General features: G+C 60.5%; 14 protein-coding genes and 1 tRNA gene. 11 read left to right on the top strand and 4 right to left on the bottom strand.

Annotated elements, in window-relative coordinates; genetic code table 11:
- Positions 1 to 4 precede the first annotated feature (4 nt).
- Positions 5 to 982, top strand: a complete 978-nt coding sequence (locus BDE40_RS12660) for an ABC transporter ATP-binding protein (protein ID WP_134015053.1) — start codon at positions 5 to 7, stop codon at positions 980 to 982.
- Positions 979 to 1944, top strand: coding sequence for an ABC transporter ATP-binding protein (locus tag BDE40_RS12655; protein WP_134015051.1), 966 nt, complete (start codon positions 979 to 981; stop codon positions 1942 to 1944). Before BDE40_RS12660 ends, BDE40_RS12655 begins: the two co-directional genes overlap by 4 nt.
- Before the next feature lie 33 nt (positions 1945 to 1977).
- On the opposite strand, the gene BDE40_RS12650 is transcribed toward BDE40_RS12655, so the two are convergent.
- The 4 genes from BDE40_RS12650 to BDE40_RS12630 all read right to left on the bottom strand — a co-directional run bounded on the left by BDE40_RS12650 (position 1978) and on the right by BDE40_RS12630 (position 5648).
- Positions 1978 to 2053: transfer RNA gene (locus BDE40_RS12650), tRNA-Thr, on the bottom strand.
- 42 nt (positions 2054 to 2095) lie between these two features.
- Positions 2096 to 3592 carry a heme biosynthesis protein HemY gene (locus BDE40_RS12645; RefSeq protein WP_134015049.1) on the bottom strand — a complete coding sequence of 499 codons (1497 nt, stop codon included), beginning with the start codon at positions 3590 to 3592 and terminating at the stop codon, positions 2096 to 2098.
- Between the two features lie 9 nt (positions 3593 to 3601).
- Complete coding sequence (locus tag BDE40_RS12640; protein ID WP_162848088.1) at positions 3602 to 4876, bottom strand: COG4223 family protein; 1275 nt, start codon at positions 4874 to 4876, stop codon at positions 3602 to 3604.
- 100 nt (positions 4877 to 4976) lie between these two features.
- Complete coding sequence (locus BDE40_RS12630) at positions 4977 to 5648, bottom strand: uroporphyrinogen-III synthase (protein ID WP_162848087.1); 672 nt, start codon at positions 5646 to 5648, stop codon at positions 4977 to 4979.
- Between the two features lie 48 nt (positions 5649 to 5696).
- Between BDE40_RS12630 and tsaD the strand changes: the two genes are divergently transcribed.
- The 9 genes from tsaD to BDE40_RS12585 all read left to right on the top strand — a co-directional run bounded on the left by tsaD (position 5697) and on the right by BDE40_RS12585 (position 12769).
- Entirely contained in the window at positions 5697 to 6794 is a 1098-nt protein-coding gene (tsaD, locus tag BDE40_RS12625) for a tRNA (adenosine(37)-N6)-threonylcarbamoyltransferase complex transferase subunit TsaD (protein WP_134015043.1), read from the top strand.
- Positions 6791 to 7762 (top strand): NAD(P)H-dependent glycerol-3-phosphate dehydrogenase, encoded by a 972-nt coding sequence (locus tag BDE40_RS12620; protein ID WP_134015041.1) that lies wholly within the window; start codon positions 6791 to 6793, stop codon positions 7760 to 7762. The genes tsaD and BDE40_RS12620 overlap by 4 nt, the downstream gene beginning before the upstream one ends.
- Complete coding sequence (locus BDE40_RS12615) at positions 7734 to 8006, top strand: YciI family protein (protein ID WP_134015039.1); 273 nt, start codon at positions 7734 to 7736, stop codon at positions 8004 to 8006. Before BDE40_RS12620 ends, BDE40_RS12615 begins: the two co-directional genes overlap by 29 nt.
- On the top strand, positions 8006 to 8419 hold the full coding sequence (locus BDE40_RS12610; protein ID WP_134015958.1) for an EVE domain-containing protein: 414 nt from the start codon (positions 8006 to 8008) through the stop codon (positions 8417 to 8419). Before BDE40_RS12615 ends, BDE40_RS12610 begins: the two co-directional genes overlap by 1 nt.
- Before the next feature lie 209 nt (positions 8420 to 8628).
- Entirely contained in the window at positions 8629 to 9624 is a 996-nt protein-coding gene (locus BDE40_RS12605) for a TRAP transporter substrate-binding protein (RefSeq protein WP_134015037.1), read from the top strand.
- 88 nt (positions 9625 to 9712) lie between these two features.
- Entirely contained in the window at positions 9713 to 10246 is a 534-nt protein-coding gene (locus tag BDE40_RS12600; RefSeq protein WP_246030450.1) for a TRAP transporter small permease, read from the top strand.
- Positions 10247 to 10248: 2 nt separating this feature from the next.
- On the top strand, positions 10249 to 11529 hold the full coding sequence (locus BDE40_RS12595; protein ID WP_134015033.1) for a TRAP transporter large permease: 1281 nt from the start codon (positions 10249 to 10251) through the stop codon (positions 11527 to 11529).
- Positions 11530 to 11616: 87 nt separating this feature from the next.
- Positions 11617 to 12297, top strand: a complete 681-nt coding sequence (locus BDE40_RS12590; RefSeq protein WP_134015031.1) for a GntR family transcriptional regulator — start codon at positions 11617 to 11619, stop codon at positions 12295 to 12297.
- Positions 12298 to 12376: 79 nt separating this feature from the next.
- The gene (locus BDE40_RS12585) at positions 12377 to 12769 is read left to right on the top strand and encodes a DUF1761 domain-containing protein (RefSeq protein ID WP_134015029.1); all 393 of its coding nucleotides are present in this window, start codon (positions 12377 to 12379) and stop codon (positions 12767 to 12769) included.
- The last annotated feature ends 151 nt before the right edge of the window (positions 12770 to 12920 follow it).

The raw sequence follows: 12920 nt of genomic DNA, 5'->3' as shown, positions 1-12920 counted from the left end.
GCCAATGACCCTTTTGCACATCAGAAACCTTAGCGTCGACTTCGCCACCGCCTCCGGCCAGTTCCGCGCGGTGGACGGCGTCGATCAGGACGTCAACGAAAGCGAAATTCTCGCCATCGTCGGCGAAAGCGGCTCTGGCAAGTCGGTGTCCATGCTGGCCGTGATGGGCCTGCTGCCATGGACCGCGACCGTCACCGCTGACGAGCTGACCTTTGACGGGCAAGACCTGCTGACAATGGACCCGCGCGCCCGCCGCAAGATCGTCGGCAAAGATCTCGCGATGATCTTTCAGGAGCCGATGTCCTCGCTCAACCCCTGTTTCACCGTAGGCTGGCAAATCCGCGAGGCACTGCGGGTGCATCTGGGCATGGGCCGACGCGAACGGCAGGCCCGCGCGATTGAGTTGTTCGAACAAGTCGGCATCCCCGACCCTGAAAAACGCCTGTCCGCCTTTCCGCACCAGATGTCCGGCGGCATGAACCAGCGCGTGATGATCGCCATGGCAATCGCCTGCAAACCCAAGCTGCTGATCGCGGACGAGCCGACGACAGCCCTCGACGTGACCATTCAGGCGCAAATTCTGGACCTTCTCGCATCACTGCGCGACGAAACCGGAATGGGTCTGGTGTTGATCACCCACGACATGGGCGTGGTCGCCGAAACGGCGGAGCGCGTCAGCGTGCAATACGCGGGCCAGAAGATCGAAGAGCAGCCTGTGGTGCCGCTGTTCGAGACACCGCATCACCCCTATACCTCCGCGCTGTTGGACGCCTTGCCGGAACGCGCGACCGAAAAGCGGCTGCCAACGATCCCCGGCGTGGTCCCCGGACAGTTCGACCGTCCGGCGGGCTGCCTGTTTTCACCGCGCTGCCAGTTTGCCAATGCAAAGTGCAAGGCCGAAGCCCCGCGCCCGTCAAGCATCGAATTGGGCCACGCACGGTGCTTCTACCCATTGAATTCGAACGAGAGGGCGGCGTCATGACAGACCCGGTGATGACAGCAACAGCACTTGAGCGGCATTATGAAGTTAGCAGCGGATTGTTTCGCGCCTCACGCACGCTGAAGGCCGTGGCCGGTGTCGAGTTCGCGCTCTACCCGGGCAAAACGCTTGCCGTGGTTGGCGAAAGCGGCTGCGGCAAGTCCACGCTGGCCCGTATGGTCACGATGATCGAAGAGCCGACCGCCGGGTCTTTGACGTTGGACGGCAAACCCGTGGTCCCCGAAGACTGGGCCTCCTTGCGTAAATCGGTACAGATCGTGTTTCAAGACCCCTACGGGTCGCTGAACCCGCGCCAACGCATCGGCACCATTCTAGAGGAACCGCTGAAGATCAACCGCCCCGACATGAGCAACACCGAACGCACCGCCAAAGCGCGCGAGATGCTGGGGCTGGTGGGCCTGAGACCCGAGCATTTCGACCGCTACCCCCACATGTTTTCCGGCGGCCAACGTCAACGGATCGCGATTGCCCGCGCTCTGATGCTGGACCCGAAAGTGTTGGTACTGGACGAGCCTGTCTCCGCGCTGGACCTGTCCATCCAAAGCTCGGTCCTGAACCTGTTGGTGGACCTGCAAGAGCGGCTGCAACTGGCCTATCTGTTTATCTCTCACGATCTGAGCGTAGTGAAGCACGTCGCCGACGAGGTGATCGTCATGTATCTGGGCCGCGCCGTCGAAAAAGGCAGCCGTGATACCGTGTTTGCAACGCCGTTTCACCCCTACACCAAGGCGCTTCTTTCTGCGACGCCGCAAGCCGATCCACGGGCGAAAAAGGAACGGATCAAGCTGGACGGGGAGCTGCCTTCGCCATTGGCTATTCCGGACGGGTGTCCCTTCGCGCCGCGATGCTGGAAGGTGCAGGAAAAATGTCGTGCAACGCGCCCTGCATTGTTTGGCGACGCCCATTCAGCGGCCTGCTTCTTCCCGGAAAACAGCCCGACCTAAGCGCCGGACGTTCGGGAATTCATAGCAGGGAAATGGTGCCCCAAGACGGACTCGAACCGCCGACCTTGTCCTTACGAAGGACCTGCTCTACCAGCTGAGCTATTGGGGCTTCGGCGCGGGAATTAGCACCCTGTGCGCGATGGGGAAAGTCCTAATTTGCTTTCGCGGCGTCTTCGTCCTTGGCGGGCTCGTCGTCGAGTTTCACCACGATGACCTCGTGATCCGGCACGATTTCGGCATCCTCAGCCTCCACAGCGTCGGACTTGTCCTGCAAGGCCCCGACAATCAGCGGTAACATCGCGGTTCCCGCAGGCATCGACACTGATGTCTCCGGTACTTCGGCCCAGCTTAGCGTATCAAGGCTGCCACAGCTGGAACAGGTCGGCGCCCATGCAGGATGCACGGTCTGGCAATTCTGGCAGACCCATTGCGGGCCACGCGGGGCGGAAAGCGCACGGGTCAACCAACCTCGAACAACCGCATCGTCAGAGCCTTCGCCACGCTCGATCGCCGCCATAATGGTCAGCGAGCGCGCGGTCGCAGCGGTCTCAGCCAGATCACCGACGGCGCGGCGCGCTTCGGGGAAGTTCTCGGCTGCGATGTTCAACTCGGCCAGAAGCATCTTGGTTTCGGGGTGGTCAGGCTGCGCCCGTGTCAGCGCGGTGAAGCGCTTTATGCGTGCCTCAGGCGTCTCGTCCGGCACGATCTCGGCAAAGACCGCGGCCAAATCCGGATGTGGCTGTGCGGCCCAAGATTTCTTGATGACTCGGGTGGCATATTTGGGTTTGCCCTGTTCGATATAGCCGCGCGCAGCAAGTACCGCCGCAGGGATCAAATCGGGGGACAGTCGGTTGGCCTCGATCGCGGTTTCCCGCGCTTCAATGCTGGACCCTTCGGCCAGAATGTCTTTCGCCTCGGACAGCGCCAGAACCGCATCGCGGCGGCGATGCACATCGCGCGGCAAGCTTCCGTGCTTGAGCTTGGCGTTCAACGTCTTGCGCGCGCCGGACCAGTCTTCGGTCTTGGCTTGCAAACCAAGCAACACATTCTGAGTTTCTTCATGCTTCGGCTTCAGGGCAAACGCCTTCTCGGCCAGTTTAAGTGCTGTGTCCGTATCCCCTTCGGCCAGCTTCTGCTTCATGATACCGCGCACACCCACAAAACGGGTCCGCTCGTCTGTCAGCAGCCGCTTGTAAACCTCTTGCGCCTTCTTGGTGTCGCCCGCAGATTCAGCCGCTTGCGCGGTCAGCAGGTTGGTCAATTCCGGGCGGGCCAGATATTTCTCGGCCTTCGCCGCTTTCGCCATCGCGGTGCGGCCTTCGCCCGACGCCAGTGCCATCAGGCCATCGGCCAATGCCTCAAAGCCTTTCCGCTCGCGGTTGCGGGTGAAGTAGCGGCTGATCGCCGTCTCGTCGCCATTGAGGAAATGGAAGGTCGCGTTCAAAAGCCCAAGGACTTTCAGCAACACCCAGAACCCTGCCAGCAGGGCCACAAGACCCAAGATCGCCATCAGCGGGCTTAGGGTAAATTCGGTATTCGCCACCGACACGCGGACCCCGCCGCTGGTTTCCAGCAACATGCCCAAGCCCAGAGTGATCGCCACAATGACGCCCACAAACACCAGAATTTTCACGAGAGACCAAAGCATATAACTATCCTAATTCGCGTTCAGCGCGTCTGAGAGGCTGTCGAAAGCGGCAAGGGCATCGCGGCGCGTTACGGCGGCGCTTGCCCAGTCTTGAAGTTCGGCTTTGCCCGCGTCCGGCAAGGCGTCAATGGTTGCCAAAGCGGCGTCCAGATCCCCCGCCTTGGTGGCGGCTTCAGCACGCGACAGCACGGCATCAGGGTCATCCCCTTCGCGTGGTGTCAACGAGCGTGCGCCAAGCTGGTCCTTCAGGAAAAACGTCAACCGTTCTGTCGGCGTATCACCTGCCGTCGCTTTCAGCGATGCGGATAACGCCGCACGGGCACCTACGGCGAACCGGTCTTCCAGCGCCTTGGCGGTGGGAACACCGGTCTCGGCATTGGCGGCCAAAACCTCCGGCACATCTGTGGCTGCGGCAATTTCCGGCACGATCGGGGCATAGGGCGCTCCTGTGGTCAAAGCCGTCCGCAAGGCGTTCAATGCCCCGCGTGCTTTGGCGCGGGCTTCGGCCTGTGCCGCGTTTTCCTGCTGGGCTTGCGCGGCCGCGATCTGGCCTTGAGTCAGTTCCCGCATCTTCGCAAGGCTCGCTTCCAGCGTCTCCATCTCGGCGCGCTGCGCATCCAGTTTGGCCTGTACGTCTGCCGGTAGCGGGGCCACTGGCGCAGTTGTCGGCAATTCGTCGATGCGGGCGCTCAAGGCTGCGCGGGCTTCCGCATCGCCGGCCTGTGCGGTGTCCAACGCGGCTTGCAATGTGGAAACGGTTTCGGATTGCTGGGCGATCATCGCTTCCAGCCCGCTATCGCCACCGCCCCCGAAAACCGGCCATTCAGCCGCTTTGAAATAGATCGCGCCGCCAAAACCGATCAACGCAGCCAGCGCGCCACCAAGCAGGGCCGACCAGAAGCCGCCCCGTTTTTCGACCACAGTGACCGGTGCCGACACGGGTGCCGGAACAGGGTCTTCCGAAGGACTGTCGGCTTCGGGCTCGTCCACGGGCTTGGCACTTTCGCCATCCTTGGCGGCACCCTCGTCGACGACTTCACCGTCAACCACGACCTCGCGGTGGGTTTCCACCGCTGGCAACTGGTCTGGCGTTTTGTCGTCTGGGGTATCCGTCGCAGCGTCCTCGTCCAGACGCACACCTTCAACCTTGGTATCGGCCATCGCGGCGTCCAGCTCGTCGAACTCCGCATCTTTCACCACGCCGGAAATAGCACCGGCTTTTGACGACGACGCTTTGCTGTCGGTCGCGTCTGTCTTGGGCGGAGTGTTTTTCTTTCGGGCCAAGGCGCGTATTCCTTTTCACTTCAATCGCGCGCGGCGACTCTCTGGGACACCGCCACACCCGACCTTAAACCAACAACTTACCCGCTCTCAAGCAGAACACCTAGCTCCGACGGGCTTCAATGGCGTGTAACATCGCCACGCCATCGGGCGCATCCGCCACACAGGACACCTGCAACCCCGCGCCTTCGGCAACTTCAGCAGCGGCTTGGCTGATAACAATCACGTCCAGCGCCGCCTTTTCAGTGCCGTTCAACTGTTTCGCAAACAATGCGGCACTTCGCGGGGAAAACAGCGGGACAATCAGCTTGCCGTCAGTGCCCAACGCCCTTCGCGCGTCTTCGGTAAGCGACAAAGGTCGTTGCTCATAGGTCACTAAAGGTATCGACGGCAGGATCAGATCCCCCGCGACGTGCCGCCCGCGAGAGTGAACCAGCCGCAACCCTTCGGCACGGTCGGACAGTAAAGCATTCAGGTCGCGCAGGTCCCCGTCGGCGCTTTCCGCCTCGAATCCCGCATCACGAGCCTCTTGCGCAGTGCGCTCCCCCACGCAAAACGCCAATCCGCGCCATGCCGAGCCACGCACAAACCCGCGCACCCCGTTTTCCGAGGTGAACACCATCGCATCTGGTGGCGTGTCCAATGGTTCGGGGTCCAAAAACACCGTCTCCATCAGCGGTGACAAGATCACAGGTACTGCCAGTTCAGCGGCAAAACGCTCCCCCGCGGCTTTGGGGCGGGTCAGTAAGACGGTGGCTGGGATTGTCTGTGTCATGGCAAAGGTGTTACCCGTTGCAAAAGCCCCGCACAACAGGCCCGACCCTTGGCGCAAACCCTCACCATCCTTGGCATCGAAAGCAGCTGCGACGACACCGCCGCCGCCGTGGTGCGCCATGTCGATGGCCAGCCGCCTGAAATCCTGTCGAACGAGGTCTTCGGCCAGACCGACCTGCACGCCGATTTCGGCGGCGTCGTCCCTGAAATCGCCGCCCGCGCCCATGCGGAGAAGCTAGATGTCATGGTTGAGGCGGCTTTGACGACCTCCGGCTTGACCCTCGCGGATATGGACGCCATCGCCGTTACCGCCGGCCCCGGCCTGATTGGCGGCGTCATGTCCGGCGTGATGTGCGCCAAGGGGCTGGCCGCTGGATCGGGCAAGCCGCTGATCGGGGTGAACCACCTCGCTGGCCACGCCCTGACTCCGCGACTGACAGATCAGTTGGAGTTTCCCTATCTGATGCTTCTTGTCTCCGGCGGGCATTGTCAGTTCCTGATCGCGCACTCTGCCACCAAGTTCCAACGCCTCGGCGGCACCATCGACGATGCCCCCGGCGAAGCCTTCGACAAGATCGCCAAACTCATCGGCCTCCCACAACCCGGTGGCCCCTCCATCGAGCAGGCCGCAAAAACCGGTGACCCCAAATCCCACAAGCTCCCCCGCCCTCTGCTGGACCGCGAGGGCTGTGATATGTCCTTTTCCGGCCTCAAAACCGCTGCACTGCGCGCCCGCGATGCGCTGGTCGCGGAGCAAGGCGGCCTGCACCCGCAAGATCAGGCCAACCTGTCCGCCAGCTTCCAAGCCGCCGTGACGGACGTTCTGACCGAGAAGACCCGTCGCGCCTTGCTCCAGTATCTAGAACTCGAACCAAAGGCCCCCGCCATCGCCGTCGCCGGTGGCGTCGCCGCGAACCAGACCATACGCGCCAGCCTGTCCGGCTTGGCCGACCAGCATAGCGTCCGCTTCACTGCCCCACCGCTAAAGCTTTGCACTGACAACGCCGCGATGATCGCGTGGGCGGGGTTGGAACGCTTCCGCCTTGGCCTGATCGACGACCTGACACTCACCGCGCGGCCTCGCTGGCCGCTGGACGCCGCAGCCCCCGCCATGCTGGGCTCCGGCAAAAAAGGAGCGAAAGCATGACCAAAATCACCGTCGCAGGCGCGGGCGCATTCGGCTCCGCGCTAGCTGTCGCCTTGGACATGGCAGGCCGCGAGGTCACGCTCGTGGGCCGTAACATCGACACCTTCCAGACCAGTCGCGACAACCCGCGCCTCAAAGGTGTGCCGATCCCTGACAGCATCACGCTTACTTCCGAGCTGAACGTCACCCAAGACGACCTGCTGCTGCTCGCTGTCCCCATGCAAGCCATGTCGGGCTACCTGGAAGACACCAAGCCCAAACCCAAGGCCGCCATCGCGTGTAGCAAGGGCGTCGACCTCGCCACCGGGCGCGGCCCGACGGCGATCATCAATGACCTGCTGGACGTGCCGTCCGCCATCCTCACCGGCCCCAGCTTCGCCGCCGACATCGCCCGCGGCCTGCCCACCGCGCTGGTTATCGCCACAGAAAGCGACTTGGGCGAGGAGTTGCAAGAAGCCCTCTCGACCGACACCCTGCGCCTTTACCTGTCCCACGACCCCATCGGCGCGGAACTTGGCGGCGCGTTGAAAAACGTCATCGCTATTGCCTGCGGCATCTGCATCGGCGCGGGCCTTGGCGAAAGCGCGCGCGCCGCGCTGATGACACGCGGCATGGCCGAAATGCTGCGTATGGCCGTTGCCATGGGGGCCAAGCCTGAAACACTTGCGGGCCTCGCGGGTTTCGGCGATCTGGCGCTCACCTGCACGTCCGAGCAATCCCGTAACTTCAAATTCGGCCTGTCCCTTGGTGGAAAAGGCCCTGCCCCGACGGCCACCACCGAAGGCCGCCACACCGCCCGCGCCATCGTGAAGCTGGCCGAGGCTAAAGGCGTGGATATGCCCATCGCCAAAATGGTCGCTGGGGTGGTAGAAGAGAAACTGACACTGGAACAAGCGGTCTCGATGCTGCTGTCCCGACCGCTGACAAAGGAATGGCCCTATGCTTATCGCGCTGATCTGCACCGATAAACCCGACCACCTCGACACCCGCAAGGCGAACCGCGATGCACATGTGGCGTATCTGAAGGCCTCCGACTGCGTGAAGCAGGCGGGTCCCTTCCTTGATGAAAGCGGCGACATGTACGGATCACTCATCGTACTAGATGTGGAGGATATGGATGCCGCCCACGCGTGGGCCGCTGCTGATCCCTACGCGCAAGCTGGCCTGTTCTCCGAGGTGCGCCTTGAGCAATGGAACAAGGTGATCGGCTGATGCGCTACTGGCTGTTCAAATCCGAACCCTCCGTCTGGTCATGGGATGATCAGGTCGCCAAAGGCGACGCGGGCGAGGAATGGGACGGTGTGCGTAACTACCAAGCCCGCAACTTTATGCGGGAGATGAAACTCGGTGATCGCGGCTTCTTTTACCACTCCCAAAAGGACCGCGAGATCGTCGGCATCGTTGAGGTCTGCGCCGAGGCGCATCCCGACAGCACCACCGAAGACGACCGCTGGGAGTGTGTGGACATCAAGGCGGTCAAGCCGCTGAAAAACGGCGTCACACTGGACCAGATCAAGGCTGACGGACGGCTTGACGATATGGTGCTGGTCAAAAACTCGCGCCTGTCGGTGCAACCCGTGACCGACGCCGAGTGGAAACTCGTCTGCGGGCTGGGCGGACTGTAACCACCGCCCCCTAACACTTCGCTAGCACTACCCTATCAACACCGCCCAGCAAGGCCGGCAACGCGGTTTGTGACATTCAAATCGCAAATAAATTGACGCGAATCTCTCATTGGTATACTAGAATACATCACGCAGTGGGCGTGTTGTGAGGTTGGAGGACCCCGCCACAACGCAACTGTGAAAGAATCAAGACGATCAGGGAGGATCGAATGACATTTATTTCAAAGTTTAACACAGCCATGGCCGGTGCAGTGGTCGGCGGATGCCTTGCAGTCGCCGCAACAACAGCAGGTGCTGCGGAGCTGCGTGGCTGGAACATCCACGTCGAGGATTATCCGGTGTCCATCGCCATGGAATCCTTCATGGCCGAAGTGGCCGAGAAGACCGGCGGTGAAGTGACCGGCAAGATTTACCACAACGGCGTTCTGGGCAACCAACCGGACGCCATCGAGCAGATCCGCCTTGGTGTGATCGACTTTGGTGAATTCAGCCTCGGGCCAATGGGCCAGTCTGTACCGGAAACCAACGTCGTTTCCCTGCCCTTCATATTCAAAAGCATCCCACAGATGTACAAGCTGATGGACGGCGAAGTCGGCGCGGCAATCGGTGAAGGCATGATGGCCAAAGGCATGGTGCCGCTGGGATGGTATGATGCGGGCGCACGCTCCTTCTACAACTCCAAGACACCGATCAACACGCCGGCCGACGTGACAGGCCTCAAGGTCCGCGTCATGAGCAACGACCTGTTCGTGAAAATGGTCGAATCCATGGACGGCAACGCAACACCAATGGCATTCGGCGAAGTCTACCAATCGATCAAAACCGGCGTTGTAGACGGTGCGGAAAACAACCCGCCCTCCTACGAGTCGACCAACCACTTCGAGGTCGCCAAATACTACTCGCTGACCGAGCATCTGATCATCCCCGAATGCCTGTGCATGAGCTTGAAGACTTGGGAAAAGATGACACCGGAGCAGCAGGCTATCCTGAAAGAAGCCGGCCAGAAAAGCGCCAACTTGCAGCGTGAGCTGTGGCAGGCCCGTGAGGCAGCCAGCATGGAGAAAGTCCAGGCAGGCGGCACGATCGTGAACACCATTGCAGACAAAGCGCCATTTCAGGCGGCAATGGCCCCTGTCTATGACAGCTTCCTCGCGGCAAATCCTGACCTGACTGATCTGGTCAACATGATCCGCAACGCAGAGTAATGTGATCTGAACGACGATAGGCCCGCTGCTTCCTTTGGACAGCGGGCCTTTTGTTACCAGACTGCGCCTACACACATCTGCGGAGACTATGATGTCAGGACATTCACCATTCATTCAGCGCATCGAGCACGCCTTGGACTGGGTCCGGTCCCTGTGCATCCTGCTCTCATCCATCGCCCTTGTGGTCCTCGTCACCACTTTCGGCTGGCTGGTCTTCGGGCGCTACGTCTTGAACGTCACCCCGACATGGGTCGAACAATTGGCCCTTTTGCTCATCTGCTACGTGGCGTTTTTAGGCGCTGCCGCTGGCATCCGCGACGACACCCATATCGGGGTCACGCTGTTTCGCGACATGATGCCCGTCAGAGTGCAGAAAGTCCTGATGATCGCAATCGACCTGATCCTCGCGGCCTTCGGGGGGATCATGTTGTTTGCCGGAACGGTGCTGATGCAATTCGGCTGGGACACCTTGCTACCGATGCTGAACATCCCAGAAACTTTCCGGACGCTTGCAATCACCTCCTGTGGTGCGCTGATCTTGCTGTTCGCGGGTCTGCGCGGGCTTATTCGTATTCTTACGTTTCAGGACTGGGCGCCTGAAACCGAACTCAAGGAGTCCTGAGCGTGGGACTAGCCATATTACTCTGCGTCTTCGGCGTAGGCGTCGTGATCGGCGTTCCCGTGGCCTTCGCCATGGGCATCGCAGCCGCCGCGGCCTTCTGGTACGAGGGCTTCCCCCTTCTCATCACCTTCCAGCGGGCAACCGCAGGCGTGTCGGTGTTCTCGCTGCTTGCCATCCCGTTCTTCGTGTTCGCAGGCGAGATCATGTTGCACGGCGGGATCGCAACACGCTTGGTCAAACTCGCCTCCGCCTTGGTCGGCCACCTCAAGGGTGGTTTGGCCATGGTCAACATCTTCTCCAGCATGCTGTTCGGCGGCATCTCCGGCTCTGCGGTTGCTGACATCTCGGCGCTTGGCTCGCTGCTTATTCCGGTGATGAAAGAGCGCGGTTACCGCCCCGACTTTGCGGTCAACGTCACCGTGACCTCTTCCATCGCGGGCATCGTCATTCCGCCCAGCCACAACATGATCATTTTCGCCGTGGCCGCCGGTGGGGGCATATCGGTCTCCAAGCTGTTCCTGGCTGGAGTGATCCCGGGCATCCTGATGTGCGCCTGTCTGGCCATCGCCGCCTACATCCTTTCCATCAAACACAACTACCCGTCAGAGCCGTTCCCCGGCTGGGGCGAAGTGGGCCGCAGTGCCGTCGACGCCATTCCCGGCTTCTTTACGGCGGTGATCATCGTGGGCGGTACGCTGTCGGGTGTTTTCACCGTGACGGAATCCGGTGCGTTCGGTGCGATCTACGCGGTGCTGCTGACGCGGTTCTACTATCGCAGCCTCAGCTGGGATGCCTTTGTTCTGGCCGTAACAGGTGCGGTGCGCACAACGGCCATGGTGATGATCCTCATCGCCTTCGCCAGTTCCTTCGCCTACCTGCTGGCGCTCTATCAGGTTCCGGCAAAGCTTAGTGATCTTCTGGTGTCCATTTCCGACAACCCGATCATGATCCTGTTGATGATCAACGTGATCCTGCTGATCTTGGGCATGATCATGGACATGGCCGCCCTGATCCTGATCTGCACACCGATCTTCTTGCCCATCGCCAAGGGGCTGGGCATGGACCCGACCCAGTTCGGTATCATGATGCTGATAAACCTCGGATTGGGCCTGTGCACACCACCTGTCGGCACCTGCCTTTTCGTTGGCTGCGCGGTCGGCAAGATCAAGATCGAGCAGGCGCTCAAGTCGATCTGGCCGTTCTACATCGCCATTCTGGGCGCGCTGCTGCTGGTCACATTCGTCCCTCAGGTTTCACTATGGCTGCCGTCGCTCTATGACTGATCAAACGGGGCTGGGGATCGGGGCAAGAGCGGTGGATTAACCGAGGTTACTAGTATACGTAACCCCAACACAAAGTGGGAAAACGGTATGTCACAGTTCACAAGTATCGCAGAGCGCCGCACCAGCGTCGATGAAGTCTTCGACACGCTTCATCATGACATCGTCACCTTGAAGCTGATGCCGGGCACCAAGATTTCCGAGGTCGAGATTGCGAACAAGTTCTCGGTGTCCCGCCAGCCTGTCCGCGACGCGTTCTCCCGCTTGGGAAATTTGGGGCTGCTGCTGATCCGCCCGCAAAGGGCAACCGTGATCCGCAAATTCTCCATCCCCGATATTTCCCACGCCCGCTTCATCCGCACCGCGATCGAGGTCGAGGTCTTGCGCACGGCAATCCTGAAATGGGCCGACACCGACACAACCGCCATCCGCGAAAACATGACGGAGCAGGCGAAAGCGGTGAAGGCGCAGGATACCGATCGCTTCCACGAGCTGGACTACGAGTTTCACAAACTTTTATGTCTGGCAGCCGGATTCGAGTTGGCGTTTGAAACGATTGCCGAGAACAAAACCAAGGTCGACCGCCTGTGTCGTCTGTCCCTTGAAGAACCCACCGAGATGGGGGTTCTTCTGGAAGACCACACACAAATCCTCGCTGCATTGGACAAGAACGATTTCAACGCGCTGGAAACTACAATCCGCAAACACCTTGCCCGGCTGGATTCTATCGTCGAAAGAATTCAGAAAGAGCATTCCGAGTACTTCGAGTAAAGCCAACAACCTAAAAAGTTGGTCGCGTCCTCACACCGCTGCTATTCTGCTGCGTGAAACAACGAGGAGGACGTGCATTATGGGATTCCTGTCAATCATCGTCGCTGCATTTGCCGGATTCGCGTTCGGCGCCGTTTGGTACATGACACTGGCCAAACCGTGGATGGCTGCAGCAGGCATCAAAACCGGCCCTGATGGCAAACCCGAGAACGACTCCATGACACCTTATCTTATGGCCGCTGTTGCAATGGTCATCGTCGCGGGAATGATGCGCCACACCTTCGCGGCATCGGGTATCGACACCGCGCTGTCTGGCTTGGTAGCGGGTTTGGGTATCGGGCTGTTTTTCATCTCGCCTTGGATCATGATCAATAATGCCTATGGTGATCGCCCGTTTAAATTGACCCTGATCGACGGTGGCTATGCCAGCTTTGGCTGCGCTATTATGGGGCTGGTACTTGGCCTGTTCTAAGGCTGCCGCGGCGCCAAGGCTGTCATTGCAACGCTGAAAATGAAAAGAGGGCTCCGACCCCCCGGAACCCTCTTCTACCCCACGTGTTTGGTTACTCGCACCACGTGACTATGAAACTGGGTCCGGCCTTACTGGCTCGGTGTCTTATGGG

Source organism: Litoreibacter halocynthiae, assembly GCF_004365635.1.
In the GTDB taxonomy this organism is placed as follows: domain Bacteria; phylum Pseudomonadota; class Alphaproteobacteria; order Rhodobacterales; family Rhodobacteraceae; genus Litoreibacter; species Litoreibacter halocynthiae.
The sequence above is the reverse complement of the archived record's forward strand: the minus strand, read 5'-3'. Positions and strand labels throughout refer to the sequence as shown.

What these genes read in the sequence shown, in the direction of transcription:
- BDE40_RS12660 (WP_134015053.1), top strand. Translation starts at nt 5, where the DNA reads ATGACCCTTTTGCACATCAGAAACCTTAGCGTCGACTTCGCCACCGCC.
- BDE40_RS12605 (WP_134015037.1), top strand. Translation starts at nt 8,629, where the DNA reads ATGACATTTATTTCAAAGTTTAACACAGCCATGGCCGGTGCAGTGGTC.
- BDE40_RS12645 (WP_134015049.1), bottom strand. Translation starts at nt 3,592, where the DNA reads ATGCTTTGGTCTCTCGTGAAAATTCTGGTGTTTGTGGGCGTCATTGTG.
- BDE40_RS12655 (WP_134015051.1), top strand. Translation starts at nt 979, where the DNA reads ATGACAGACCCGGTGATGACAGCAACAGCACTTGAGCGGCATTATGAA.
- BDE40_RS12590 (WP_134015031.1), top strand. Translation starts at nt 11,617, where the DNA reads ATGTCACAGTTCACAAGTATCGCAGAGCGCCGCACCAGCGTCGATGAA.
- BDE40_RS12600 (WP_246030450.1), top strand. Translation starts at nt 9,713, where the DNA reads ATGATGTCAGGACATTCACCATTCATTCAGCGCATCGAGCACGCCTTG.
- BDE40_RS12620 (WP_134015041.1), top strand. Translation starts at nt 6,791, where the DNA reads ATGACCAAAATCACCGTCGCAGGCGCGGGCGCATTCGGCTCCGCGCTA.
- BDE40_RS12610 (WP_134015958.1), top strand. Translation starts at nt 8,006, where the DNA reads ATGCGCTACTGGCTGTTCAAATCCGAACCCTCCGTCTGGTCATGGGAT.
- BDE40_RS12630 (WP_162848087.1), bottom strand. Translation starts at nt 5,648, where the DNA reads ATGACACAGACAATCCCAGCCACCGTCTTACTGACCCGCCCCAAAGCC.
- BDE40_RS12585 (WP_134015029.1), top strand. Translation starts at nt 12,377, where the DNA reads ATGGGATTCCTGTCAATCATCGTCGCTGCATTTGCCGGATTCGCGTTC.
- BDE40_RS12615 (WP_134015039.1), top strand. Translation starts at nt 7,734, where the DNA reads ATGCTTATCGCGCTGATCTGCACCGATAAACCCGACCACCTCGACACC.